Here is a 26,317-nt window from a genome sequence, read left to right as displayed (position 1 = left end):
ACTTCCGGGAAGAACTTCAGGTAGTTCTGGTTTGGCTGCATCATAAGATGATCAGCTTTGGATTGCTTACCAATCATCGCTCTCTTTACGTTCGTAAATTTTCGCGTAGGATCATAGATCCTATCGTACTCATAGTAAACATAACAGGAGTCGTCTCGTTTTCTGTAGGTAATTTTACCTGCTGCTTCTGGTATTTTGACTAGAAAATCGAGGTACATATTCGTCCTCCTTTTTAGTAACATATGTGACTAAATACAGTATAACATTAAGCCCGTATCTTTGCAAGCAAATCCTCAGAAATACGGGCTTTGACTGATTATTTTCGGGTTAGTCACATTTTTTTATGGAAGTTGACAATTTAACTTAGTTATCAATTGTTGTTATTGACCTAATAGCGCCATCTTTGACTGTTTTAATAATCAAAATACGTTCAGGTTCGCCAAGTTCATTCATAGTGATCAAACCCGCAGCCCCTGATAAATTAGAAATCTCTTTTAGCGCATTTTTTAGTTCTTCAGGATCAGAGGAGGCCGACCGTTGTATTGCATCTTTGATCATTAGATAGGCATCATAACCCAGTGCCGCTATAGCAGTGGGTTCTTTTCCATATTTATTTTTGTAGTTTTCAAGAAACACCGTGGATTCCTGAGTTAAAGCAATTTCACTTGTGTAGAAAGAAGAAAATATTGCGCCTTCAACTGATTTACCGCCATAAGTCACAAAAACGTCATTATCCCAAGTATCTCCGCCAATGAAAATTCCATCATAACCATATTCCCGCGCTTTTTTTATCCAATGCGCCGTTTCGCTATAACCACCAGGAATAAAAATGGCGTCTGGATTAGAAATAATGATCTTATCAAATTCTTCTTCATTTAAAATTTGATTCGGGTCGTATTCTATTCTGTAGATTATCACATTATGATCTGAATCATTTAATTCAACGAACCTGTCAGCGAAAAATCGCCCAAGTCCATTAGAATAATCATTTCCGCGTTCAGTCACCAATGCTATAGTCCGAATCCCTAAATCATAATAGGCATAGCCGGCAAGTGTACTGCCTTGATAGGCGTCAGAAAAACAAGCTCTAAAGTAATAATCATTACCAATTGTGAGGTCTTGATTCGTACTTGTCGGTGCTACTGCTGGCACTTTCAAATCATTTATAATTGGTCCAGCTGAGAGTGATAAGGTGGAGCTCCAGCTTCCAATCAGTGCACTGACACCCTCATTTTGGATCAAATCACTAACAACCCTTGCAGAAGCAAGTTTATCAGATTGATTATCCATAACTACCAATTCAATTTTTATATCATCAACAAAGGGATAAAGCTGATTGGCCAATTTAATACCTTCGAGTTCTAAATTACCTGCATAACTATATGCTCCAGTGACCGGTTCAAAAACACCAATCTTAACCACTTCCGGACGTGGTACTTTCAAATTGTCATTTTTGATAGTCTCAAAATTAGAATCTTTGCAGCCTGATACAGATACGCAAATCAAAAGTATACTTAAAATTATGTAAAGGTTTCTGACTCTCTTCAAATGAGACAACACCCTTTCAAGAACATTCGGGAAAAAATTGAAACAATGAATGAAGTATATTATAATGTGAATAATTCATTTACAGGGAGGTACCAACCATGAAGAGAATTTTTTCCGGAGTTCAGCCTACCGGTCAGATACATCTTGGAAATTATATCACCATGAAGAATTTTGTCAAACTCCAGGAAGACAATGATTGTTTTTACTGCGTTGTAGATATGCACTCCATAACAGTTCCCCAAGATCCAGAAACTTTAAGAAAAAATTCCGTTGATCTTGCTGCATTGTACATAGCAATAGGCCTTGATCCAAAGAAAGTCACTCTCTTTCTCCAATCCTCTGTGCCTGCACACGCAGAACTTGGATGGATTTTACAGTGTCACATCTATATGGGCGAGCTCAGTAGGATGACTCAATTTAAAGACAAAAGCAAGGGTAAAGAGGTCTTTTCAACTGGATTATTCACTTATCCTGCTTTAATGGCAGCAGATATTTTACTGTATGACACGCACTATGTCCCTGTTGGCGAAGACCAGAAGCAGCACATCGAATTGACTAGAGATGTTGCGAATAGATTCAACAATCGGTATGGAGATACCTTTGTTATTCCCGAGCCTATGATTCAGGAGATTGGTGCCAGGATCATGTCGTTGGATGATCCTTCATCCAAGATGAGTAAAAGTAATCCAAATGAATTTAGCAAAATTACAATTTTAGACACTCCTGATCGAATCAAAAAATCAATTATGAGAGCCACAACTGACAGTGAAAGCGAAGTCAGGTATGATGAGCTTAAAAAGCCTGGAATTAGTAATCTCATGTCAATTTATTCATTAATTGATGGGATTTCGCTTAAAGATATTGAAAATAGATATGATAGTCAAGGCTATGGTCAATTTAAGAAAGACCTTGTTGAGATTGTGAACAATCATTTTAAACCAATTCAGGATCGATATCACGAAGTTCTGTCCTCTGGTGAAATTATGGAGATTTTAAAGAAAGGTGCACAAGATGCTGATGTCGCTGCTAATCTCGTTTTGGATAGAGTAAAAGATAAAATTGGTTTCGTTAGATTTTAGAATGACAAAAGCCTGAGAACATTTGCATCTGTTCTCAGGCTTAATTTATTGGATAATATTATATTTCAGTCAATTTTTTATACTCTTTCTTGAACTTTCTAAGGATCTTTTTCTCCATACGTGAAACCGTCATCTGTGAAACACAAAGCTCGTTAGCAACCTGAATTTGAGTTTTGTTTTCAAAAAAGCGATCCTTAATAATCTTTATTTCAACATCATTTAATTTTTCCATGCATTTTTCTATGAAATCACGGTTTTCGACAAGATCAAAATATTTGTCGTCCTCACCAACAATATCAATCAATTGAATATCTTTGTCATCACCATTGGAATCAAAACTGATGTCCAAAGATTTAGGCGTATAAACTTGGGAGGCTTCCATAGCTTCTATAATCTGCTCTTCTGTACAGTTCAAATAAAGTGCTAAGTCTTCAATTTTGGGAACTCTTTGTAAATCTTGCTGAAGTTTTACTTTTGCTACGTTTATTTTCTTTGATAACTCTTGAATGCGACGCGGTACTCGAACAGACCAGCCTTTATCCCTAAAATATTTTTTAATCTCACCAATAATTGTGGGCGTAGCAAAGCTAGAGAACTCAAAGCCACGATCAATATCAAACCGCTCAATAGCATAAATTAAACCAAGCGCTGCAACCTGATAAATGTCTTCGTAGTCGATCCCTTTATTAATATACTTTTTCGACAGTATTTCAGTAATGTAAATATAACGTGTAATAAGTTCATTTCTAATTTCTAAATCCTTGGTTTCCTTGTAAAGCCTGAAGAGCACTTTGCTGTCAACTTGCGACAGGTCCTTGATTTTCTCAAAATCAAGTGCCTTCGAGTCCAACGTGTTGCCCATCTAATCAGCCCCTGTTTTCAATAGAATGCTGATGCAAGCGCCATGTTCGCATCTGGCTTCTATCTCTCTCTATATCTTTAGGAACAATACTTACTTTTTATTATCTAATCATTATTCGAGGTACTTTGTCAATACGATTCTGGTTCCGTTTCCAATTTCAGTGAAAACTTGTACGTCATCCATAAGGGATTTCATGATAAAAAGACCCAATCCATTTTCTTTATGATTATTCAAATCAGGTGATTCATAGTGATCAAGACTAAATCCATAGCCCTTGTCCTCAATTTCAGCGACAAAAGTTCCATTGCTCACTGTGAAATTAATACCAAAATATTCATCTGAACGACTGTGTATAACAGCATTATTGCAAGCTTCGCCCACGGCAACTTTGATATCTTCAACATCTTCGAAATCGAAACCCATAGTATTTGCAATTACGGATGCCGTTAGCCTTGCAACACTAACAAATTCAGCTTTGCTAGGCAATGTAATTGTTATATTATCTACCATTGATTCTCCACCTTTATAGATTTCGGCTGTCGCAACCCCAATGTATTTCACCTGAGGAACAGACAACCGCCCTCCTTTTTATCAATCGTGTTTTCTTATAAATATAAACTTTTCAAACTTAATCTATTGATGCAAATTTGATTTTTTGTCGTTATACAATAACGAATATTTTATCAAGGCCTGTTATACTTAGCAGTTTTTTCATATTTGCTTGAGCACTCATGATGTATATATTTTTTTCTTTAGTCTTTACTCTTTTTAATACACCAATCAATACACCTAAACCCGTGCTGTCTATATATGACAAACTTTCGCAGTTTAACTGCACATTGGACTCTGTTTCGTCCAGCATAGCATTGAGTTCGTCTTTCAGACGACTACTTGTTTGAATATCCGCATCACCAATTAACTCAACTTCCCATTGACTCTTACTTTCGTTATATTGCTTAATAATCTGAAGTGACACCGTACGCCCCCCTTAAAAGAATTAGCCAAATCTCTTGTACCCCCTAAAAAGGGGTATTAAACCTTGATATAGTACGATAATTATTTAACCATTCATTTTTTCAATATGTGTGTGCTCATTATATGATTAATTATGATTTACGTACATCCTTTTTTAAAAAATCAACAGTGTACGCGAGCCGTGGAATTTTTCATTGAACGGATTATCTCACTCTTTTGTGAAAAGTATTGAAGATCAACATAGCAAATAGTAAAATTTACTACTGACAGGAGGCGTTTGTATTGAAGTATATTCTGAGTTGGAAGGCAGTATTTGCAGTAACTGTCATTATTCTATTCTCACTTCTTTTTTTTGTTCTCTATATTGATCTGATGAAGCTCCCAGACAGTGGGTTCAGCAGAGGTATAGAAATTGAAAGTTATGAGATCACGGGTGAATATGAGGACTATTATTCAAAAAATGTTTTTGTTGATTTAAGACACGACAGTATTTTCCTCGCTTATGCAGATTCAAACTCTGTCAACGCTATGAATGTCAGTTCAACAGGTTTAATAAACGATAAAATAAAACTCGACACAACTGCTTCAATACTATCCATGAATGGACATATTCCAGAGAATAACAATTCACTAAAACTAATATATGAAGATCGAAATCAGAACTTTTATGAACAATCTTTTTCAGTTGAAAACGGACAGTCACTAAATGAACCAATGAAGATTACTTCCTCTCCACGGAAAGCTTTTATAGGTACAGATCACTTAATTTACGCTGACGAGGAAGCGGTTTTCATTTATCATATGGGTAAGCACACTAAAGTCACGACTGCAAGGTACATTGAAACTCTGACATCTTATCATGATGGTAACCAATGGTTCATCACTTTTACAAATTATGATCAGGCAGCCTATCGCCAAAAACTTTTAATTCTCAATGATAAAATGGAGCTATTGCAAGAATTTGACCTTCAAAAATATGCTGGCAGCAATTCAATGCGACCTTCAGAAATTGCTCTTTTTGTCCATCATGGACGTTACTATTCAACTACTGTTTTTAAAGATCAAAAAAGCGGAATTAATTATGTCTATATGTTTGATGGCTCAATTGATCATTCAGATCAATTGGAGACCACAAAGATTACTTCAAAAAACTTTTCTCTATTTCCCACTTATTATCTTCGCAACGGTAACGTTATGATTGCGTTTTCATTTGATACCTCAATTGGAAGAGTTGATATTCAAACCTCCGGAGGACAATTTACTAATCTCGTCACCAGTAATGTTGATGAAATGACATTTAAAACATTGACAAATACTATCCACCCTTCTGTCAAGCCAATATTTTTTGAGTTGAATGATGCTCCCTCGACTTCTCGCTATCAATATCTTCTTTTTTCAGAGATTTCAAAAGGACAGTCAACAATATACCTCAGCTCAAATAATCCTGAACTTATTGATAAAAGTTTGAAAATTAATAGTAAGGAAATAACAAATCTAATACTGACGACCTTAACAACTTTCTTGCCATTATCTTATATTGGACTGATTCTCGAAGTTTATATCCTGGTGCCAATCTTAATATTTGTCCTGATCGCTTCTATGTTTTACATCAATTGGGCCGAAAGGAATGGAAATAAATTACTTAAAATTTCAATTGTCCTTCACGTGATTGTTAAATTCATTTTTGTAAATTCTAAAATAATTGGCCAAACAGATAAATTTAAAAATTTTCCATTTTTCATTAATACAACCTTTGAAGTCTATGGATGGGGTTTGCTTTTAACTGCCGTCGCTTTGTATTGTTTCATCGACTACTCAAAAAGAAACCGTGGCACACATTACATGAAATCATATATCTTTTTCAATGTGATTGATCTTATCTTCTTTGTCATGTTGTATACCCCTTACCTATTTTTATCGTGACTGTATTTCTAAGAGTGAAGCATGTCGTTGTTAATTTCAGCGGCATGCTTTTATTTTTTTATAAAAAAAAAGGAGCCTTGTTGAGAGGCTCCATAAATTAATCAATATAAGGGGGCTGTTGATAAATTAATATCCCATTATTTTAAAACAAAACATTTTTTGGAACACAAGTCATTATTCATCTTCTTCTGACGGTTTATCCACGATTCTTGCAGTTGAAACGACACAACAAGTCTCATCTGTCTTCATCAATCTGACGCCACTCGTAGATCTGCCAAGAACAGAAATATCATCAACGTGCAGCCTGATCAATACACCTTGGCTATTGATCAGCATGATTTCTTCATCATCTTTAACCACGCGCGCACTGACCACTTTTCCAGTTTTAGAATTCATGTTATAAGTTTTTATACCTTTACCGCCCCTGGTCTGAATTCTATATTCATCTAGCTCTGTCCTTTTTCCATAGCCATTTTCGCTGACTATCAGAAGTTTTCCATCTGGTAGAATAATTTCCATGCATACAACTTCATCATCAGGACCAAGGCGTATACCCCTAACACCTGTGGCGACACGTCCCATTTCTCTAACATCGTTCTCATTGAAACGGACTGACATGCCATGGCTGGTAATAACAATAACTTCATCAGCGCCACTGGTTTCCCTAACACTGATCAATTCATCATCAGAATTCAAATGGATGGCAATTAATCCATTTTTTCTTGAAGTATCAAATTTATTCAATGCTGTTCTCTTGACAATCCCTTTCTTGGTCATAAGCATTAAATATCCTGACTCAAAGGATTTTATAGGTATTACAGCTGTTACAACTTCTTCCGGATCAAGCTGTATCAAATTAACAACAGCTGTTCCCCTTGCAACACGCCCACTTTCTGGTATTTGATAAGCTTTCAAACGATATACTTTTCCAAAATTTGTAAAGAACAACAAATAATCATGTGTTCTTGTTGTGTAAATATTCTCCACAAAATCTTCTTCTTTGGTAGTGACCCCTGTTTTTCCACGACCACCTCGTTTTTGTGCCGCGTAGGTATCTACTGGTGTCCTCTTGATGTAGTTGCTGTGAGTCAACGTGATCACGACATCTTCATCTTCAATCATGTCTTCTATGTCGATTTCATCATAGTTGATAGTAATTTCTGTCCTGCGCGGATCGCCGTATTTTTCCTTAATTCTTAATAAATCTTTTCTAATAATATCGAACAGCAGAACTTCATCAGCTAAAATCTCTTGAAGAGTCTTAATAAGCGCTATAATTTCCTTATACTCATTCTCAATTTTGTCACGCTCAAGACCGGTCAATCGTTGAAGACGCATATCCAAAATAGCTTGAGCTTGAATTTCACTTAATGCGTATTTTTCAATCAAGCTTACTTTAGCTTGTGGAGGGTTTGGTGCAGCTTTGATCAACTCAATCATATCGTCAATATTGTTCAGTGCTATCATTAAGCCTTCGAGAACATGAGCGCGTTCTTCTGCTTTTCTAAGATCGTATTGAACACGTCTCGTTTCAACGTCTTTTTGATGCAATACATAATAGTGCAACACTTGCTTTAAATTTAAGAGTTTAGGTTCACCCTCAACCAGCGCGATCATATTTACGCCAAACGTGGATTGTAATTGCGTGTGTTTATACAATTGATTCAAAACGACGTTGGCATTCGCATCACGACGTAGCTCAACAACAACCCGGATGCCTTCTCTATTACTCTCATCCCGTAAATCTGTGATACCGTCAATTTTTTTATCTCTTACAAGATTGGCAATATCTTCCAACATTTTAGATTTATTGACTTGATATGGAATTTCAGAGATTAATATAGCAGTTTTATCTTTCCTTATTTCTTCAATACTTGCTTTTGCTCTTACAATGACTTTTCCTCTGCCAGTTCTGTAGCCTCTTTTAATCCCTTCAGAACCCATAATTTGAGCGCCTGTTGGAAAATCCGGGCCACGAACTATATCAATCAAATCTTCAATATCAATGTCAGCATCATCAATTATGGCTAAGGTAGCATCAATAATTTCGGATAGGTTGTGAGGTGGAATGGCAGTTGCCATACCAACCGCTATGCCATTTGAACCATTCACTAACAAATTTGGAAATCTCGATGGCAGCACCACAGGTTCTTGCAACGTTTCATCAAAGTTAGGTCTATAATCGATTGTTTCTTTATCAATGTCCTTGAGAAGCTCTGTCGCTATTTTAGACATACGTGCTTCAGTATAACGCATTGCTGCGGCTGAATCACCATCAATAGAGCCAAAGTTGCCGTGGCCGTCTATTAGCTGGTAGCGGATCGCAAAATCCTGAGCCATACGCACCATGGCATTATATACAGATGAGTCACCATGCGGGTGAAATTTACCAAGTACATCACCCACAATTCTCGCTGATTTCCTATAAGGTTTATCCGGTCCAAAGCTTAACTCATGCATATCAAAAAGTATGCGTCTATGAACTGGTTTTAATCCATCTCTGACATCAGGAAGCGCACGACTGACAATAACACTCATGGCATAATCAATGTACGATTTTTTCATTTCCTTACTGATGTCCATATTCACTACTCTTTGTATCTCGTTATCCATTGAGCACACCTCTCTTCGGAGTTTCCCCCGAAATTACTTCTTCAAAAATTTATATATCAGAAAATTTTAGTTTTTTAGACATCTAAATTTGTTACATATCTTGCATTTTCTTCTATGAATTCTCTTCGTGGATCAACTTTTTCTCCCATTAACGTTGAAAAAATCATATCTGCTTCAACTGCGTCGTCTATGCCGACTCTAAGAATAATTCTGGCTTCAGGATCCATTGTTGTCTCCCAAAGCTGCTCTGGATTCATTTCACCCAAGCCCTTATATCTCTGAATATCAACATTTCTTCCACTTTCCTCGAGAATTTTTTGAAGCTCCTGATCTGAATAAGCATACTGTATGGACTTGCCTTTGCTAATTTTATAAAGCGGTGGTTGAGCAATATAGATATAACCTTCTTCTATCAAAGGACGCATATATCTGAAAAAGAAAGTCAATAATAAAGTCCTGATATGGGCACCGTCGACATCTGCGTCGGTCATGATCATTATTTTATGGTATCTTAGTTTTTCGACGTCAAATTCATCACCAATACCACATCCAAAAGCCGTGATCATTGCCCGTATTTCAGCTGAATTAAATATCCTTGAGAAATTTGCTTTTTCGACGTTTAATATTTTTCCTCTAAGAGGCAAAATAGCCTGCGTAGCACGGTCTCTTCCTTGTTTCGCACTGCCACCCGCGGAATCACCTTCGACAATATAGACTTCTGTTTTGGATGGATCCCGTTCCGAACAATCCGCTAATTTCCCGGGCAATGTCATACCATCCAGAAGACCTTTTCTTCTCGTCAATTCCCGAGCTTTTCGCGCCGCTTCCCTTGCTTTGGAAGCACGAATACACTTTTCACAGATCACTTTACCTTCGTTTGGATTCTCTTCTAAATATTCACTGAACATATCTGAAGCTATTGATTCTACGACACCGCGAATATCATTATTTCCAAGTTTTGTCTTTGTTTGGCCTTCGAACTGAGGCTCAGATAATTTTACAGAAATAATAGCAGTAATACCTTCCCTAATATCCTCACCAGTCAAATTTTCCTCTTTTTCTTTCAAAAAGCCTTTTTTCCTGGCATAGTCGTTTATCCCTTTTGTAAGCGCGCTTTTAAAGCCGCTTAAATGTGTGCCGCCCTCATGAGTATTGATATTATTTGCAAAAGTATAAATATTCTCAGTATAGCCATCCGTATATTGAACGGCAATTTCTGCAGTGTTTCCATCTATTTGCGCTTCTCTATATATGACATTGTCATGGATTGAAGTTCTATTTTTATTTAAATAAGCAACAAATTCTTTGATTCCACCTTCGTAATAAAATACGGATTTTTTTGCGGAATCAATGCGTTCATCTGTAAGGGTTATTTTGATCCCTTTGTTTAAAAATGCCATTTCCCTCAGTCTATACTCAAGAGTCTGGAAATCAAAAACTGTTTCATCAAAAATTATATCATCCGGTTTAAAAGTCGTCTTTGATCCGGTTTCGTCTGTTTCCCCTATTATGCTCAGTTCAGAAGTGGTCTTACCACGCGAAAATTCAATTTTGTAAATTTTTCCATTCCTTTTAACTTCTACAATCATCCATTCAGATAGCGCATTGACGACTGAAGCACCGACGCCATGGAGTCCACCGGATACTTTATAGCCGCCTCCACCAAACTTGCCGCCTGCATGCAATACAGTATGTATGACCTCTACGGCTGGCTTATTTGACTTCGTATGCATATCAACTGGCATACCTCGACCATTGTCAGATACCATAATTGTGTTATCTGCACCAATTACAACGTCAATATGGCTGCAATAGCCTGCCAAAGCTTCATCAATGCTGTTGTCTACAATTTCATAAACCAAATGGTGAAGTCCGCGCAGGCTGGTGGTCCCAATATACATACCAGGCCGTTTCCGAACCGGTTCCAAGCCCTCCAGGACTTGAATCTGTTCTGCATTGTAATCATTCTGGACTGGTGTTGTCACTTCAGTTACCTCCTGCTGTATCATATTCAATAACAGTACCATCAATAACTTTTAGAATCTTGCCTCTTGCAAGATGATCATTTTTGATAGTACTTAGCTCTGTTGTCGTTATAAAAGTCTGTACATTTTCAAAAGCTTTTATCAACAAATTTTGACGATGTTGGTCCAATTCTGACATAACATCATCCAATATCAAAATTGGATATTCTCCAGTTTCTTCATGTATTATTTCTATTTCTGACAATTTGAGAGAGAGGGCAGCAGTCCTCTGCTGACCTTGTGAGCCGTAAACCCTGGCATCATGTCCATCAATTGTGAGTTTTAAATCATCACGATGAGGTCCAAACCAAGTAAAACCCCTCTCAATATCTTTTTCTCTATAATTTTCCATTTTATTTATGATCGCTGTTACTATTGTATCATAATCCGGTTCATTTTCGTTTGATATAAAAGACAAATATTCTACACCAAATTTTTCTTTTCCGTTCGTCATTTGATAATGAATGCGTTGACTGATACTATTAAGTTTTTTTATAAATTCCAATCTTTTTAAAATGACTTGAGCGCCATATTGTGCCATTTTTTCTTCCCAAATTTCATAGAGTGCTGATTGGGTCGATTTCGATCGCAACAAAGCATTTCGCTGATCAAGTGCCCTATTATAGTGTACAAAAGACATAAGATACTTTGTGCTCATTTGAGATATTTCCCGATCTATAAAACGTCTTCTTTCTACAGGTGACTCCTTAACCAATTTGAGATCTTCAGGTGTAAAAGCTACAATGTTTAATCTTCCCACCCAGTCACTCAATCTATGAATGGGAGATCCGTTATATTTTAAGGATTTTTTTTTGTCTTCTAAAAAGCGCATCTCAAGTTGGCTTTCAATACCATGCTGATGGAATTGAATGCCGAGATACGCTGTATTGATATTGAATTGTACCATTTCCCTTTCTCTGGAAGTTCTGAAAGACCTCCCAAAACCGCCTACAAAGAGTGCTTCTATCAAATTGGTCTTCCCTTGGCCATTATCACCGATAATCAAGTTAAGATACCGGTCAAATTCTAGCTCAAGCCCATCATAATTTCTAAAATTTTCGAGCTTCAGCTTCCGAACAAACACTTTTTATTCCTCCTGGCCAAACCCGACTTCAATGGTATAAGTTTCTACAAGCGCATCAGATTCATCTCTGACCTCTATTTCAACTTTATCACCAGGTCGAATTTTTTTTCCCCTTTGTACTTCGTATTCACCGTTTAATTTAACCAAACCATCGGCAATCACTTGTTTAGCGTAACCGCCTGTTTGTACCAAGCCTGATAACTTAATTAGCTGATCAAGTTTTATAAAATCTGTATGAATCATTACGTACATAATTATCTCCTTTAGGCCATTCTTACTGGCAGGACAAGATAGGTATAAAATCCATGGTTTACTGGTTTCATTATGCATGGACTTACATTAGTTGAAAATTCGAGGGTTACCCATTCACTTTCCATAACTTTTAAAGCATCAATCAGATATTTGGGATTAAAGCCTATATCTAATTCCGGGCCACTCAAATCAATGGTGACTTCTTCATTGACGCTTCCAATTTCAACATTCGAAAGGATATTCATTCTTTGCGGTTTAATGGAAAGTTTTATTGAGCTATTTTTACTTTCTTTTGCCATCAAAGAAGCGCGTTCAAGACTGTTCAGCAATTCATCAGTTTTTGCTTTTGCCACAGTTTTGTTGTCTTTCGGCAATATCTGTGAATATTTAATAAACTCTCCTTCGAGCAGTCGGCTAACAATTCTGATTTGATTGAATTCGAAAAGGATATGGTGGTCTGTAAAAAGAACATAGACTATTTCTGCATCCGGAACTCCGGAAAGTATTTTAGCAACTTCGTTGAGTGTTTTAGCAGGTACTACGACTTTACCGCTAAGATCCGAGTGGAGCATAGCTTGCCTTAACGCAAGTCTATAGCCATCTATGGCAACGACAGAAAGTCTGTCTGGTTCAAACTCAAAAAGAGCACCAGTTAGGATTGGCCGCGATTCGTCAAGAGAGGTCGCAAACAAAGTTTGTCTGATCATGCCTTTTAAAAGACCGCATTCAATTTGAACGCCAGAATTTGAATCTACTTCCGGAATTTCTGAGAATTCAGCGTCTGACATCCCCATAATTTTGAATTCAGATCGATCACAGAGAATCTTTGTTTCGTAATTGTCATTAGATTCAATCAACACATTCAGTGGAACAAGTTTTCGTATAATCTCACCGAATAGTCTTGCAGGAAGGACGACACTCCCTTCTTGCTCCACTTCAGCTACAAATTTAGTTTCAATACCTAAGGTTAAATCATTTCCTGTTAACGTGACTTCACTTCCATTAGCTTCGATTAATATACCATTCAAAGCGGGATGCGTTGACTTTGATGAGACAGCTTTGGAGACTGTGAGGATTGCTTCAGAGAGTACGGATTGCGGGCAAGTGAATTTCAATGTGGAAAACCTCCTCGTCTGATGGTCAATTCGAGTCTTAAACTTAACTAAGTAATAATATTAGTCATAGTAGTAGGGGCTGTTGGTATGTTGAAAACTTATACAGCCGTTACCGTCAAGTCGTTAAAGAAATTTGTACACTGTGGACAAACGTATCAAAACTTGATGTGTTATCCACAGTTTGTGATAAAAACAGGCGCCCGTTTTTATCCACAGGCGCTCTTAAAGTTTTGCACAGGACTTTGTGAGTATAAATACTATAGGGTTACTCGCCTTGTATTTCCTTAGTAATTTTATCGAGTCTTGATTTAAATGAAGCGCTTTCCAAAATCTCTTTTGATATTTTATCATAGGCGTGAATGACAGTGGTATGATCTCTGCCCCCAAATTCTTCTCCAATTTTAGGTAATGACATATCAGTCAGCTCGCGGCAAAGGTACATAGCGATTTGGCGCGGGTATGAAATAGATCGCGTCCGTCTCTTGGTTATGAAATCTTCCACTTTGACATTGAAATTTTGGGCGACTATGGTTTTTATCAGTTCAACATTGATTTGCTTCGGTTTTGAGGAAGCAATAATATCCTTGAGAGCCTCCGCAGCTATTTCAACTGAAATTTCTACATTTGCGAGCGATGCATATGCAATGATCCTTGTCAGTGCGCCTTCCAACTCACGAATGTTCGATTTGATCTTTCGCGCAATAAATTCAAAGACCTCATTTGGAATGATAATACTGTCGATCTCAGCTTTTTTCCTTAAAATAGCGATGCGTGTCTCGAAGTCTGGTGCCTGAATGTCTGTAATCAAACCCCACTCAAATCTTGACCGAAGACGATCTTCAAGAGTTGGAATTTCTTTTGGTGGACGGTCGCTTGATACTATGATTTGTTTATTTGCTTCATACAGGGCATTAAAGGTATGGAAGAACTCTTCCTGTGTCCTTTCCTTTCCTGCGATAAACTGAATATCATCCACTAAAAGAACGTCGACGTTTCTATAACGATTTCTAAACTCGGCATTCTTATCATCTTTAATGGAATTAATCAATTCATTTGTAAATTTTTCAGAGGTTACATAAGCAACCTTGGCTTTCTTGTTCTGATCCAGGATATAGTGGCCGATGGCGTGCATCAAGTGTGTCTTGCCAAGTCCAACACCACCATAGATAAACAATGGATTGTATGCTTTTGCCGGAGACTCGGCAACAGCCAAGGACGCAGCATGAGCGAAACGGTTGCTGTTACCTATAACAAATTCATCAAAAACATATTTAGGATTCAGTCGAGGTTGGTTTATATCATCATCAAAAGCATCATATCTTTTCAATGATTCATGTGGATCAGATTCAAACTTTGAGGCTTCAGTAATCAAAACAAATTCAATTAAAAATTCCCTGTTGGCTGCTTCTTTAACGGCGTTGGTTATAAGTGACAGATAGCGATTTTCAAGAATTTCCTTGTTAAAATCATTTGGTACAGCCAAAATTAATCGATTGCCTCGGACCGCGATGGGAGAGATCGACTTTAACCATGTATTGTAACTTACTTCCGTCAATTCTTTTTTGATTAATGCCATAGTCGCTTCCCATAACTCCCGGACATTCAAACTCATTTTATTACCTCCAGAAACTTTATTCACAAATTATCAACAAGTCTAATGGAATAACTTATCACAGTAGCTTGATTGCAAGCTATCAACAGTTTTGTGTGCGTTATGTGGATAAAGGTGCATAAAAAATGCGCAAACACCATTTATCCACAAAATTAGTTATTGGCATTATCCACATATACATAAGGCCAATAATACATTTTAACGTGGTTTTGCGCAATTAAATGAAAAATATTCACAGGGTTATCCACATTTCGTGGATAATTGTGAATGTTTCGGATTAAAAGATTCACTTATCAACAGTGAAATTATGATATCAAATTATCGCAGGTTTTTCAATTGAATTCACAAAAATATCCACAGCCTGACCAATTTCATTTTTGTTAGTTAATCTGTGGATCACTTATGACGGCACTTCAATTCGGTATTGACAAGGGCTGTCTTAGAAATTATAATGACATAGCAGACTTTTTGTTTTGTGAACCCATTGGTTTAATAGATATCTAATTTCAAGGAGGTGTCCCTAGTGAAAAGAACTTATCAACCTAAAAAGAGACAAAGAAAAGTCGAACACGGCTTTAGAAAGAGAATGAAAACTAAATCCGGAAGAAACGTATTGAGAGCTCGTAGAAAAAAAGGAAGAAAGAGTTTGACTGCTTAAGACCGCGACTAGTGGTCTTTTTTTGCAATTATAGGCCTTGGAGGTTCATTGTGAAGATTGAAGGGCTTAAAAAAAGCGGTCAGTTTGCTCAGGTATACAAACATTCAAAGTCAACTGCAACACGATTTGTCGTGATGTATCATAAACCTAATGGACTCAAAGTAAATCGAGTCGGATTTTCGGTGAGTAAAAAAGTTGGAAAGAGTGTTGTGAGGAACCGAGCAAAACGCTTGATCAGAGAAGCATACAGATTAAATTCAGACCGCGTGCCAACTGGCTATGATCTTGTTTTTATTGCACGGGTCAGAATTGTCGAAGCAACGTATCAGGATATCGAAAAAAGTGTGCGCCGGTTATTGAAGGAGCTTCGTCAGAAATGAAAAAAATACTGCTCGCTTTGATTCGGTTTTATCAAGGATACATATCTCCGCTTCTCGGACCGAGATGCAGATTTCATCCTACTTGCAGCCATTATGCATTTGAAGCCGTATCTAAATATGGTGCTTTAAAAGGATCTTGGCTCAGCATCAAACGCATTATAAAATGTCATCCCTTTCATCCAGGGGGATATGATCCACTAAAATAAAATTGATTTAATGCTGGTCAGGAGGAAGAGGATTGAGTTTTTTATATGCAATTTTTGGAAAAACATTGGGTTTGATTTATAATCTTGTCAATGATTATGCATTATCAATCATAGTTTTTACAATTTTGGTCAAACTTTTGTTGTATCCGTTAAATTTGCAACAAATTCGTTCGTCTAAGGCGATTAATGAAATACAGCCAAAGCTTAAAGAGTTGCAAGAAAAGTATAAGAATGATAAAGAGACGCTTGCCGCAAAGCAAATGGATCTCTATAAACAGCATCATATTAATCCAATGGCAGGATGCTTGCCCCTGTTGATTCAACTGCCAATCATTTTCGCGTTGTTTGGTACACTGAGAGATCCTATTCAGTATGTCTTTAATAACAACGCTGCAATGGCGAATGAAGCACTCAGTAAAGGTTTTCTTTGGATAAAAGATCTTGCTGCCCCGGATACGCTGAATCTTTTGATTCCATCGGCAACAGGTTTTATTGGAGCATTGCCAGGATTAATGCCTATACTCGCGGCAGCGATTACTTATTGGCAGATGAACTCTATGTATTCCGGACAGCAAGTCAATGAGCAGATGAAAACCATGAACACCATACTGCCTTTTGTTATTCTATTTACTGGACGTACACTTTCTGCGGGTGTTCTGATTTACTGGATTATCAGCAGTTTGTTCCAACTCGTTCAGCAAAAGCTTACCGGTCACCTGAAAAAGAAGGAGGCTTAACAAGTTCATGTATGTTGTCGAAAAAACCGCTAAAACTGTTGATGAAGCGCTTAAGCTAGCGTTGATAGAACTGTCTGCAACCGAAGATCAGGTTAAAGTAGACGTCATAGAAGAATCTTCAAAGGGTCTTTTTGGTCTCTTTGGCGCGAAAGAAGCTAAAGTTCGCGTGGAACTCAAGGAAAAAAGCGATCGAATTGCAGTTGAATTTCTTGAAAAAATTCTCGAGAAAATGGGAATTGATGGTACAGTCGTAGCGAAGCTGGATGGCGACGCTTTGAATCTTGATATTTTAGGAAAAGACATGGCTATATTGATCGGACGGAGAGGCCAAACGCTTGACGCTCTGCAGTATCTGGTCAGTCTGGTGGTCAACAAAGAAAGAAATGATTATCTCAGAGTGACGCTGGATACTGAAAGCTATCGTGCCAAGCGGAAAGAAACTCTTGAAAAATTGGCGCACAGGCTTGCGGCAAAAGCAAAAAAAATGAGAAAAGATATTGTGCTTGAACCTATGAATCCGTATGAACGCAGGATCATCCACGCCTCATTGCAGGGACATCCATATGTCAGCACTAAAAGTGAAGGCGAGGAGCCTAATCGTAAAGTCGTTATATTCTTGAATAAGTAACTTTGAAAAACCCAGTCAAGCTACTGGGTTTTTTGTATCCGAGAGGAGGACAGACGTTGTTCAGAGAGGATACAATCGTTGCAATATCAACACCTCCAGGTGAGGGTGCCATAGGTATTGTGCGAATGAGCGGCGAATTGAGTGTGGAGATCGCCAACAAAATTTTCGTCCAGAAAAACAGGGCTTCAATCACAACGGAGGATCATCGAAGGATGCTCTATGGTCATGTTTACAGAGAGAGCTCTGTAGTGGATGAGGTATTGTTAGTGCCTATGTTTGCTCCGGGAACCTATACCCGTGAGGATATGGTCGAGGTTCATTGTCATGGCGGCATTGTTCCAATGACAGAAATTGTTAAGCTGATTCTGGAAAATGGCGCCAGTATGGCGGAGCCAGGTGAATTTACAAAGCGCGCTTTCTTGAATGGACGTCTGGATCTGGCTCAAGCAGAATCCATCATGGATTTGATTCAAGCAAAGACACCGCAAGGGTTTAACGTTGCCTACAATCAGTTGGAAGGACATCTTTCCAGAAAAGTGGATGCCGTTAGGGCAGCGCTTCTCGCTGCAATGGCACAGCTCGAAGTCTGCATTGATTATCCGGAAGAAGACATTGAGGAAATGACATATGCTGAAATGACTTCCCGATTTACGGCAGCAGAGAAATCTATCTCTGAGCTGCTTAAAAAAAGTGAAACTGGACGAATTTTGCGAGATGGTCTCAGCACAGTCATTGTTGGTAAGCCAAACGTTGGTAAATCCTCACTGTTAAATGCTTTACTGCGGGAATCGAGAGCTATTGTAACGGACATTCCCGGCACAACTCGTGATATTATTGAAGAAACGTTGAATATTCGGGGCGTACCGATCAAATTAGTGGATACCGCTGGAATACGTGAAACGGATGATTTAGTTGAAAAATTGGGTGTTGAGCGCAGCAAAGCGTTTTTTAACAGTGCGGATTTGGTGGTTTTTGTATTGAATGCAGCAGAAGCATTGTCTGAGGAAGATGAAAAAATCATGGGTTATCTGAGAGGACGCCGCGCAATCGTTTTACTCAACAAAAGCGATCTGGCGCCTGTAATTGATGAGGTTAACTTACGTGAAAGTCTGGGTGAGCATGTACCAATTGTTAAGACTTCTTTAATTCAGGAAGAAGGCATTCAAGAACTTGAAGATGAGATTGCCAAAATGGTCTACGGAGGGGAAGTTTCACTTTCAGAGCGGTCATTGGTAACAAATCTCAGACATCAGGACGCTTTGCGCAGGGCTGCTAAATCTCTCAGCGAAGCGGTTGAATCATGCCGTGTTAATATGCCATACGATTTTTTACAAGTAGATGTAAAGAATGCATATGAGGCTCTCGGCGAAATAACAGGGGAAACGGTCGAAAATGACCTGATAACGAAGATTTTCAGTCAATTCTGTCTGGGCAAATAGAGAGGTGTTGGATTTGCAAGAAGAATTTTATAGTGGAAGTTATGATGTTGCTGTCATTGGAGCAGGCCATGCAGGCTGCGAGGCCGCGCTGGCAAGCGCCAGAATGGGCATGAAAACAGTCATGTTTTCAATTAATTTGGATTCTTTAGCAATGTTGCCTTGTAATCCGTCTATTGGAGGTACAGGCAAAGGACATTTGGTTCGTGAAGTTGATGCTTTGGGAGGACAAATGGGATTGATCATAGATCAGGCTATGGTTCAGAGCAAAATGCTCAATACCAGAAAGGGTCCTGCTGTCCATTCCTTAAGAGCCCAAGCTGATAAGACAAAATACCATGTAGAAATGAAAAAAGTCATTGAGAATACAGATGGGTTAGACCTTAAACAAGGTGAAATCATTGAGATTGAGGTTGTTGATGGTCGTGTAAAAAGTCTTTTGACAAGTACGGGTGCGCGTTATGAGGCGAAAGCCATCATTTTGGCAACCGGTACTTATCTCGGTGGGAAGATATTTATTGGTAGTGCAGTGTTTCAAAGCGGTCCGAATGGCTTGGCACCATCATTGAAGCTAGCAGAGAACCTTAAGTCTCATGGAATTGGCATATGGAGATTTAAGACTGGAACACCAGCGCGTGTTAACAAACGTTCTTTGGATTACACGAAAATGGAGCCACAATATGGTGACGCAAGACCAGCCGCGTTTTCCTTTATGAATGACAGCGTTGAATTTGAAGAGCTTCCCTGCTGGTTGACTTATACCAATAAAGAGACACATGATGTCATTCAAAGGAATATTCTTCGTTCTGCCATGTTTGGCGGACAAATTGAAGGAACTGGTACGCGGTATTGCCCATCTATTGAAGATAAGATAACGCGATTTGCGGATAAAGAGAGACATCAGCTGTTTATAGAGCCTGAGGGCTATGAAACAAACGAGATGTATGTTCAAGGGATGTCGACAAGCCTTCCTGAAGATGTGCAGACAGCTTTCATGCGTACGATACCAGGTCTGGAGAGCGTTGAAGTTATGCGTCCAGCTTACGCAATTGAATATGATTGTTTGGATCCTTCACAACTAAAAAATACGCTTGAAGTAAAATCTATAGAAAATTTATTTTCCGCAGGGCAGTTTAATGGATCGTCAGGATATGAAGAAGCTGCGGCACAAGGCATTATAGCTGGGATCAACGCTGTTTTAAAGCTTAAAGGCGCACCTCCATTTACACTGGACCGTTCGGAGGCTTATATTGGTGTTTTAATTGATGATCTGGTGACAAAAGGCACCAATGAACCTTATCGTATGATGACCTCAAGAGCGGAATATAGGCTTCTTTTAAGACAGGACAATGCCGATATGAGGTTGACTGAAAAGAGTTACAGGTTTGGTCTGGCAACCCAAGAACGGTATGAGAGACTTGTTGAAAAAATGGAAAATATTGAAAAAGAAATGCGGCGGCTTGAGCAGGTCACTGTGCGCCCGGATGTGGTAAATGCCTTCTTAGAGAGAATTGGCAGTTCTTCTGTCAAGAAAGGCACCTCACTTCAAGAACTGTTGAAACGACCAGAAATTAATTATGATTTGCTTAGAGAAGTTGATTTGGAAAGGCCAGAGCTAAGAGAAGATGTTTTTGTGCAGTGCGAGATTCAATTAAAATATCAAGGCTATATACAAAAACAAATGCAACAGGTAGAACGTTTTAAACAATTGGAAAATAAGCGGCTGCCTCAAAATATTAATTATCACGAAATTGAGGGCCTTCGTTTAGAAGCGCGTCAGAAACTTACAAAAATCAATCCTGAATCTGTTGGACAGGCGTCCAGGATTTCCGGTGTGTCCCCTGCTGATGTTTCTGTCCTGATGATCTATTTGGAACAACGCAATAGAAAGCGGGGCAATTGAAATGGATGTCAGGAATGCGTTAAGTGAGGGCTTGTCAGTATTGGGGCATGATAATTCTGAAGTAGTACTGGATCATTTCATGATCTTTAAAACACTGCTTTTGGAATGGAACAGTAAGATTAATTTAACCACTATTACAGATGAGGAAGGAATTGTCTACAAACACTTTCTTGATTCATTGACATGCTTAAGTGGACCAGTTGATTTTAAAGGTAAAAAAGTGCTTGATCTTGGAACTGGTGCTGGTTTTCCCGGAGTCCCAATAAAAATTGTTATGCCTGAACTCAATATAACTCTAATGGATTCTTTAAATAAAAGAATTCAATATTTAAATGAAGTGTGTAGTGCACTTGATATGACAAATGTAACATGTGTTCACGCAAGGGCAGAAGAAGCTGCAAGAAAGTCGGAGTACAGAGAAGAATTTGATATTGTCGTTTCGCGAGCAGTTGCCAATATGAGCACTTTAGCTGAGTATTGCCTCCCTTTTGTAAAAGTTGGCGGATATTTTGTTGCTCAGAAGACAAACGAAGCTATAGATGAAATCAAAGCTGCTGAAAAAGCAATAAAAATACTTGGTGGAGACTCTCCTCAGATCATTCCGGTAACTGTTCCAGGAACTGAATTGGGTCACAATCTTGTAGTTATAAAAAAAATAAAAATGACACCATCTGTTTATCCAAGAAAAGCTGGTACTCCAGCTAAGAAGCCAATAGTATAGGGGGCTGAAAGCTTGAATCGAAGTGAGCATTTGATTCATCTTCCTATTGAACACATCCGACCCAATCCTCATCAACCAAGGCGCAATTTTTCTTATGAGGATTTAAATGAGTTGGCAGATTCGATTAAAAGTGTCGGTATTATTCAACCTATAACTGTCAGGGTTATTCAGGACGGTTATGAACTTGTTGTTGGAGAACGTCGACTCCGAGCTGCTGGTATAGCTGGACTGAAAGAAATTCCTGCAATGCTTGTTAATATGAGTGATCAAGAATCAGCTGCTGTGGCTTTAATTGAGAACATTCAAAGGAATGATTTGAATTTTTTTGAAGAAGCTTGTGCTTTAGAACGGCTGATGAAAGATCAGCAATGGACTCAAAAGGAACTTGCGGATTTGCTTGGTAAGAAACAATCTACGATTTCAAATAAGATCAGATTATTGGCTATTCCTGAGCCAATAAGGGATACGTTAATTGAAAATCAGCTGAGTGAACGGCATGCTCGAGCATTGCTAAAGCTTGATTCTACAGCTCAGTTGCGAAAAGCTGTAAGAAAAATCATTCAAGACAAGCTGACGGTAAAAGAGACAGAGAGTTATATTGCTGAATGGACTAATCAAACGGACGCTGAAATTAAAGAAGTTAAGAGTAAGAGGAATATTCGAGGGATCGCAGCTTTTAAAATATATTTGAATACATTGAAGCAAAGCGTAGAGACCATCAAAGCTGCTGGTGGAAAGCTAACTTACGAAGAGGTTGAATTCAAGGATGGGTTAGAAGTCAGAATTCGGTTCCAGAAGTAGATGTTTCACGTGAAACATAAGATTATTTCGTGAAAGAGTGCAATTAGTTTGTACTCTTTCATTTTTTTATGCGTATTTTTAGTATAATAGTAGTAATCTTCAAATAGGGAGTGGTTTTCTTGGGTAAAGCAATCGCTGTATTCAATCAAAAAGGTGGCGTCGGGAAAACGACTACCAATGTAAATTTAAGTGCAGCATTAGCTGGAATGAAAAAGAAAGTATTGGTAATTGATAACGACCCACAAGGAAATTTAACCAGTGGCTTAGGGGTTGAGAAAAACAAGCTGCAATACAATATATACAACGCTTTATTAGGTGAGGCTGAGCCTAAAGCCTGCATACATGATACAAAGTATCAAAATTTATATATTATGCCGTCAGACGTAGCGCTTGCGGGTGCAGAAATTGAAATGATTGATTTAACTGAACGTGAACACAGGTTAAGAAAAGTTATTCATGCTATCAAAGAGGACTATGATTACGTATTGATTGACTGTCCGCCCTCTCTGGGTCTGTTGACTATCAACGCATTAGTCGCTGCGGACAGTATTTTGATCCCAATTCAATGTGAATATTACGCTTTAGAAGGTGTCAGTCAGTTGGTCGACACTTATCACAGAATTAAAAAGAATTTGAATTCAAGTCTTGAAATAGAAGGGGTTTTACTTACTATGTATGACAGCCGAACTAACCTTTCTTCTCAAGTTGTAGATGAAGTTAATAAGTATTTTAAAGACAAAGTCTATAAGACCGTTATTCCTAAAAATGTTCGCGTTGCTGAAGCACCAAGCTATGGTATGCCAGTTGTTGCTTACGACAAACATTCGAAAGGTGCAAAAGCTTATATCAAATTGGCAAAAGAATTCGCAAAGAGATGAAGGAGGACCTTATGAGTGCAGGAAAGCTTAAAAGAGGATTAGGGAAAGGCTTAGGCGCGCTGATACCAGAGGCCGAAATTGCGTCAATAGGCGAATATAGATCCGCTGAAGTTATAGATGTTGAAATTGAGAGAGTTACACCAAATCCCGGTCAGCCTAGGAGGCATTTTGACGAGGATGCACTGCTCTCGTTGAAAGATTCAATAGAAGTACATGGTATCGTTCAGCCAATACTTGTGAGGCATAATGGTAATGGTTATATAATCATTGCTGGTGAACGTCGCTGGAGAGCAGCTCGCATGGCGGGTTTAAAGCGCGTACCTGTTATTATTCGGGAAGTTGATGATATAAACATTGCGCAGTTGTCATTAATTGAGAATATTCAAAGAGAAGATTTAAACGATATAGAAGAAGCTATGGCTTATGAGCATTTAATAGCACATTACGGATTGACTCAGGAAGATTTGTCGAAAGCTGTAGGTAAAAGCAGGTCACATATTGCTAATACCATGCGTTTGACTAAATTGGACGATCGTGTCAAAGATATGATTGCTGTTGGACAAATTAGTGGAGGCCACGGAAGAGCTTTACTTCGGATTGATGATTTAGAGCATCAGCATGCGTGGGCTTTGAAGATCATTGACGGTACGTTAAGTGTCCGTGAAATTGAAGATGCTTTATCAAGGCCAGAAAGGAAAACTAAGGTTAAGAAGAAATCCAAACCTGATTTAGAAGTTAAATATATGGAATCGCAATTAAGAGAGCATTTTGGGACAAAAGTAGAAATAAAGCGTGGAAGGCAAAAGGGAAAGATAGAAATAGAGTTTTATAATGATGAAGATTTGGATAGGCTTTATAATTTAATTCGAGGTGAGTAATGTTTCACGTGAAACATTATGAGGTGAAAAATGAGAAAACTTATGTTTATTGTCAATCCTGTTGCTGGCAAGGGAGCCGCAAAGGCGTTAATTGAACCCATTCATGATCGACTTAAAAAAACAGGTTTAGAATACGATTTCGCGATTTCAACATTTAAAGGGCAAATTGAAAGTATGGCATTTAATGCAATAAAGAATGGATATAAAGAATTGATCGCTGTTGGCGGAGACGGATCACTGACGGAAATGATTCAAGGTATTTCGAAGGCGGGATCTGCAAATATCATTGCAGGTATTCTGCCTTGTGGAACAGGCAATGATTTTTCAAAAGTTTTATATTCAAATCAAGATCCTTTATCAATATTGGAAGAAATTATTAAAGGTGAGTCAAAAAGAGTTGATTTGCTTAATTGTAATGGCATTAAATGCGTCAACGTTTGCGCAATGGGGATAGATGGCCCCATTGTGTTGGATACTGAAAAAATTAAACGAATTATTCCTGGACCTGCTGCCTATTTAATAAGCACAATAAAAGCGTTAATGACTTATAAGGCCAGAAGCGTTGAAATTACGATAGATCAACAAACTATTAAAAGAGAGACGCTTCTGATCACTGCGGCAAATGGCAGATATTTTGGTGGTGGCATGAAAATAACACCATTAGCTGAAATTGATGACGGCTTAATAGACGTCTGCATTGTCAATAAAGTAACAAAAATTAAATTATTGTCAGTATTTCCATCCATTTTTAAAGGGGAACATCTTAAAGTAAAAGAAGTAGAGTATTATAAATGCTCTGAAGTTATTGTAAAAAGCTTGGATCATAGCTTGCTACTCAATGTGGACGGTAATATAACCGGAACAACGCCTGTTCATGTTACTTTATCAGAAGATGAAATATACTTTTACTGCAATTGATGTATTCGGCGTTGACAAATCGCAGGGAATTCTTTAACATAGAAAAGTAGCTGTCAGCATAAAGTCTGCCTGAATAGCTTGAAATTTGCACTCGTAGCTCAGTAGGATAGAGCAACCGCCTCCTAAGCGGTAGGTCGAAGGTTCGACTCCTTTCGAGTGCGCCAAAGTTGAACCGTACCTTTTTTTGTCTGAAACAAAACAAAAAAGGTACGGTTCACACCTGATTTTGGAGGAAACCATGCTTCATGATGAAATGTACATGCGTGAAGCGCTTTATGAGGCGCGTCTGGCATCATCAAAAGGCGAAGTGCCTATAGGTGCTGTCATTGTCAGACGAGGCGTAATCATAGCGAGAGGACATAACCTAAAAGAGCAGGGAAGAAATGCGCAGCTCCATGCTGAAATGATAGCCCTGGAAAAAGCCTCAAAACATCTTAACTCTTGGCGGTTGACAGGTTGTACCTTGTATGTTACAATTGAACCCTGTCTGATGTGTGCTGGTGCAATTTATCAATCGAGAGTTTCAAGGGTAGTCTATGGGTCAAAAGACATAAAAGCAGGTGCGTTTGGATCCCTGTACGACTTGTCCCAAGACAAAAGAATTAACCATAGAGTACAACTTGAAAAAGGCATTCTCTCGGATGAGACAGCTCAGATAATGAGCAGTTTTTTTGAAAAGTTGCGCGTAAAGTAACAGACTATGTGGAGAGGTGTCCGAGTTGGCTAAGGGGCACGCCTGGAAAGCGTGTAAGGCTTAACCGCCCCGCGGGTTCGAGTCCCGCCCTCTCCGCCATTTTATTTTAACTGTTGACCGCGTATGGATGGGGAGTCTGGCGGACCCTTATGACCTGCAATCCGCTGCGAGCAGGATCCGAAACCGGGTGTAAAATTAAGAGTATGCTTTTCCCGCAGTCGCAAGTCAGTCGGGTCTTGCGCAATAGGACCCTGTGAACCCCGTCAGGTTCGGAAGAAAGCAGCGGTAAGCGGATCGTTCTATGTGCCGCAAGGGTGCCTGATTGTGCTTGTAGCTGCGGGAATTCATATATTTTTAATATGTACAACCGGGTATGCGATTAATAGCTAAAG

Annotated in this window: 26 protein-coding genes, 2 tRNA genes and 1 other RNA gene; 18 read left to right on the top strand and 11 right to left on the bottom strand. The window is 38.5% G+C overall.

Annotated features, from left to right (window positions below; translation table 11 throughout):
* A partial coding sequence (locus tag BLP63_RS16955; protein WP_330387053.1) for a hypothetical protein occupies positions 1-218 on the bottom strand: 218 nt, incomplete at its 3' end.
* A 145-nt stretch (positions 219-363) separates the two neighbouring features.
* Entirely contained in the window at positions 364-1,548 is a 1,185-nt protein-coding gene (locus BLP63_RS01895; protein WP_170829224.1) for an ABC transporter substrate-binding protein, read from the bottom strand.
* 98 nt (positions 1,549-1,646) lie between these two features.
* On the opposite strand from BLP63_RS01895, the gene trpS reads away from it, so the two are divergent.
* Complete coding sequence (gene trpS / locus BLP63_RS01890; protein ID WP_092589181.1) at positions 1,647-2,627, top strand: tryptophan--tRNA ligase; 981 nt, start codon at positions 1,647-1,649, stop codon at positions 2,625-2,627.
* 58 nt (positions 2,628-2,685) lie between these two features.
* Here trpS and BLP63_RS01885 read toward each other — a convergent pair whose 3' ends face one another.
* From BLP63_RS01885 to BLP63_RS01875, 3 genes are all read right to left on the bottom strand, one after another.
* A complete protein-coding gene (locus BLP63_RS01885; RefSeq protein WP_092589180.1) occupies positions 2,686-3,489 on the bottom strand; it encodes a SigB/SigF/SigG family RNA polymerase sigma factor in 804 nt (267 codons plus the stop codon).
* A 111-nt stretch (positions 3,490-3,600) separates the two neighbouring features.
* Positions 3,601-3,999, bottom strand: coding sequence for an ATP-binding protein (locus BLP63_RS01880; protein ID WP_092589205.1), 399 nt, complete (start codon positions 3,997-3,999; stop codon positions 3,601-3,603).
* Positions 4,000-4,150: 151 nt separating this feature from the next.
* Positions 4,151-4,465, bottom strand: coding sequence for an STAS domain-containing protein (locus BLP63_RS01875; protein ID WP_092589179.1), 315 nt, complete (start codon positions 4,463-4,465; stop codon positions 4,151-4,153).
* Between the two features lie 281 nt (positions 4,466-4,746).
* Between BLP63_RS01875 and BLP63_RS01870 the strand changes: the two genes are divergently transcribed.
* Positions 4,747-6,387 carry a hypothetical protein gene (locus tag BLP63_RS01870; RefSeq protein WP_092589178.1) on the top strand — a complete coding sequence of 547 codons (1,641 nt, stop codon included), beginning with the start codon at positions 4,747-4,749 and terminating at the stop codon, positions 6,385-6,387.
* Between the two features lie 174 nt (positions 6,388-6,561).
* On the opposite strand, the gene gyrA is transcribed toward BLP63_RS01870, so the two are convergent.
* The 6 genes from gyrA to dnaA form a co-directional block, all read right to left on the bottom strand.
* Entirely contained in the window at positions 6,562-9,000 is a 2,439-nt protein-coding gene (gene gyrA, locus BLP63_RS01865) for a DNA gyrase subunit A (RefSeq protein ID WP_092589177.1), read from the bottom strand.
* A 74-nt stretch (positions 9,001-9,074) separates the two neighbouring features.
* The gene (gene gyrB, locus BLP63_RS01860) at positions 9,075-10,985 is read right to left on the bottom strand and encodes a DNA topoisomerase (ATP-hydrolyzing) subunit B (protein ID WP_242870746.1); all 1,911 of its coding nucleotides are present in this window, start codon (positions 10,983-10,985) and stop codon (positions 9,075-9,077) included.
* A gap of 1 nt (position 10,986) precedes the next feature.
* The gene (gene recF / locus BLP63_RS01855; RefSeq protein WP_092589176.1) at positions 10,987-12,108 is read right to left on the bottom strand and encodes a DNA replication/repair protein RecF; all 1,122 of its coding nucleotides are present in this window, start codon (positions 12,106-12,108) and stop codon (positions 10,987-10,989) included.
* Between the two features lie 3 nt (positions 12,109-12,111).
* Positions 12,112-12,360 carry an RNA-binding S4 domain-containing protein gene (locus BLP63_RS01850; RefSeq protein WP_207646394.1) on the bottom strand — a complete coding sequence of 83 codons (249 nt, stop codon included), beginning with the start codon at positions 12,358-12,360 and terminating at the stop codon, positions 12,112-12,114.
* A gap of 11 nt (positions 12,361-12,371) precedes the next feature.
* Positions 12,372-13,475, bottom strand: a complete 1,104-nt coding sequence (dnaN, locus tag BLP63_RS01845) for a DNA polymerase III subunit beta (RefSeq protein WP_092589175.1) — start codon at positions 13,473-13,475, stop codon at positions 12,372-12,374.
* Positions 13,476-13,740: 265 nt separating this feature from the next.
* Positions 13,741-15,081, bottom strand: a complete 1,341-nt coding sequence (gene dnaA / locus BLP63_RS01840) for a chromosomal replication initiator protein DnaA (RefSeq protein ID WP_408605853.1) — start codon at positions 15,079-15,081, stop codon at positions 13,741-13,743.
* 529 nt (positions 15,082-15,610) lie between these two features.
* Here dnaA and rpmH point away from each other — a divergent pair.
* The 16 genes from rpmH to ffs all read left to right on the top strand — a co-directional run bounded on the left by rpmH (position 15,611) and on the right by ffs (position 26,303).
* On the top strand, positions 15,611-15,745 hold the full coding sequence (gene rpmH, locus BLP63_RS01835) for a 50S ribosomal protein L34 (protein ID WP_092589173.1): 135 nt from the start codon (positions 15,611-15,613) through the stop codon (positions 15,743-15,745).
* Positions 15,746-15,795: 50 nt separating this feature from the next.
* Positions 15,796-16,125, top strand: a complete 330-nt coding sequence (gene rnpA, locus BLP63_RS01830; protein ID WP_207646393.1) for a ribonuclease P protein component — start codon at positions 15,796-15,798, stop codon at positions 16,123-16,125.
* Positions 16,122-16,331, top strand: coding sequence for a membrane protein insertion efficiency factor YidD (gene yidD / locus BLP63_RS01825; protein WP_092589172.1), 210 nt, complete (start codon positions 16,122-16,124; stop codon positions 16,329-16,331). The genes rnpA and yidD overlap by 4 nt, the downstream gene beginning before the upstream one ends.
* Before the next feature lie 32 nt (positions 16,332-16,363).
* Positions 16,364-17,068, top strand: a complete 705-nt coding sequence (locus BLP63_RS01820) for a YidC/Oxa1 family membrane protein insertase (RefSeq protein WP_092589171.1) — start codon at positions 16,364-16,366, stop codon at positions 17,066-17,068.
* A 7-nt stretch (positions 17,069-17,075) separates the two neighbouring features.
* Complete coding sequence (jag, locus tag BLP63_RS01815; protein WP_092589170.1) at positions 17,076-17,696, top strand: RNA-binding cell elongation regulator Jag/EloR; 621 nt, start codon at positions 17,076-17,078, stop codon at positions 17,694-17,696.
* 56 nt (positions 17,697-17,752) lie between these two features.
* Positions 17,753-19,135 (top strand): tRNA uridine-5-carboxymethylaminomethyl(34) synthesis GTPase MnmE, encoded by a 1,383-nt coding sequence (gene mnmE / locus BLP63_RS01810; protein ID WP_092589169.1) that lies wholly within the window; start codon positions 17,753-17,755, stop codon positions 19,133-19,135.
* A 13-nt stretch (positions 19,136-19,148) separates the two neighbouring features.
* Complete coding sequence (gene mnmG, locus BLP63_RS01805; RefSeq protein WP_092589168.1) at positions 19,149-21,035, top strand: tRNA uridine-5-carboxymethylaminomethyl(34) synthesis enzyme MnmG; 1,887 nt, start codon at positions 19,149-19,151, stop codon at positions 21,033-21,035.
* A 1-nt stretch (position 21,036) separates the two neighbouring features.
* A complete protein-coding gene (gene rsmG / locus BLP63_RS01800) occupies positions 21,037-21,756 on the top strand; it encodes a 16S rRNA (guanine(527)-N(7))-methyltransferase RsmG (protein ID WP_092589167.1) in 720 nt (239 codons plus the stop codon).
* A 12-nt stretch (positions 21,757-21,768) separates the two neighbouring features.
* The gene (locus tag BLP63_RS01795; protein ID WP_092589166.1) at positions 21,769-22,557 is read left to right on the top strand and encodes a ParB/RepB/Spo0J family partition protein; all 789 of its coding nucleotides are present in this window, start codon (positions 21,769-21,771) and stop codon (positions 22,555-22,557) included.
* A gap of 110 nt (positions 22,558-22,667) precedes the next feature.
* Positions 22,668-23,435 (top strand): ParA family protein, encoded by a 768-nt coding sequence (locus BLP63_RS01790; RefSeq protein ID WP_456297592.1) that lies wholly within the window; start codon positions 22,668-22,670, stop codon positions 23,433-23,435.
* Positions 23,436-23,446: 11 nt separating this feature from the next.
* A complete protein-coding gene (locus BLP63_RS01785; protein WP_092589164.1) occupies positions 23,447-24,313 on the top strand; it encodes a ParB/RepB/Spo0J family partition protein in 867 nt (288 codons plus the stop codon).
* Positions 24,314-24,343: 30 nt separating this feature from the next.
* Complete coding sequence (locus tag BLP63_RS01780; protein ID WP_092589163.1) at positions 24,344-25,231, top strand: diacylglycerol/lipid kinase family protein; 888 nt, start codon at positions 24,344-24,346, stop codon at positions 25,229-25,231.
* A gap of 87 nt (positions 25,232-25,318) precedes the next feature.
* Positions 25,319-25,395 (top strand) — tRNA-Arg (locus BLP63_RS01775).
* 74 nt (positions 25,396-25,469) lie between these two features.
* Entirely contained in the window at positions 25,470-25,925 is a 456-nt protein-coding gene (gene tadA, locus BLP63_RS01770) for a tRNA adenosine(34) deaminase TadA (protein ID WP_092589162.1), read from the top strand.
* Positions 25,926-25,935: 10 nt separating this feature from the next.
* Positions 25,936-26,024, top strand: a tRNA-Ser gene (locus BLP63_RS01765).
* A 19-nt stretch (positions 26,025-26,043) separates the two neighbouring features.
* Positions 26,044-26,303, top strand: an RNA gene (ffs, locus tag BLP63_RS01760) — signal recognition particle sRNA large type.
* Positions 26,304-26,317: the final 14 nt, after the last annotated feature.

Origin of the sequence: Acidaminobacter hydrogenoformans DSM 2784 (assembly GCF_900103005.1) — a bacterium.
Lineage (GTDB): Bacteria > Bacillota > Clostridia > Peptostreptococcales > Acidaminobacteraceae > Acidaminobacter > Acidaminobacter hydrogenoformans.
The sequence above is the reverse complement of the archived record's forward strand: the minus strand, read 5'-3'. Positions and strand labels throughout refer to the sequence as shown.

Coding starts and splice junctions, on each gene's coding strand:
- trpS (WP_092589181.1), top strand. CDS start 1,647: ATGAAGAGAATTTTTTCCGGAGTTCAGCCTACCGGTCAGATACATCTT.
- BLP63_RS01885 (WP_092589180.1), bottom strand. CDS start 3,489: ATGGGCAACACGTTGGACTCGAAGGCACTTGATTTTGAGAAAATCAAG.
- BLP63_RS01880 (WP_092589205.1), bottom strand. CDS start 3,999: ATGGTAGATAATATAACAATTACATTGCCTAGCAAAGCTGAATTTGTT.
- gyrA (WP_092589177.1), bottom strand. CDS start 9,000: ATGGATAACGAGATACAAAGAGTAGTGAATATGGACATCAGTAAGGAA.
- BLP63_RS01850 (WP_207646394.1), bottom strand. CDS start 12,360: ATGTACGTAATGATTCATACAGATTTTATAAAACTTGATCAGCTAATT.
- yidD (WP_092589172.1), top strand. CDS start 16,122: ATGAAAAAAATACTGCTCGCTTTGATTCGGTTTTATCAAGGATACATA.
- jag (WP_092589170.1), top strand. CDS start 17,076: ATGTATGTTGTCGAAAAAACCGCTAAAACTGTTGATGAAGCGCTTAAG.
- rsmG (WP_092589167.1), top strand. CDS start 21,037: ATGGATGTCAGGAATGCGTTAAGTGAGGGCTTGTCAGTATTGGGGCAT.
- BLP63_RS01785 (WP_092589164.1), top strand. CDS start 23,447: ATGAGTGCAGGAAAGCTTAAAAGAGGATTAGGGAAAGGCTTAGGCGCG.
- BLP63_RS01780 (WP_092589163.1), top strand. CDS start 24,344: ATGAGAAAACTTATGTTTATTGTCAATCCTGTTGCTGGCAAGGGAGCC.
- tadA (WP_092589162.1), top strand. CDS start 25,470: ATGCTTCATGATGAAATGTACATGCGTGAAGCGCTTTATGAGGCGCGT.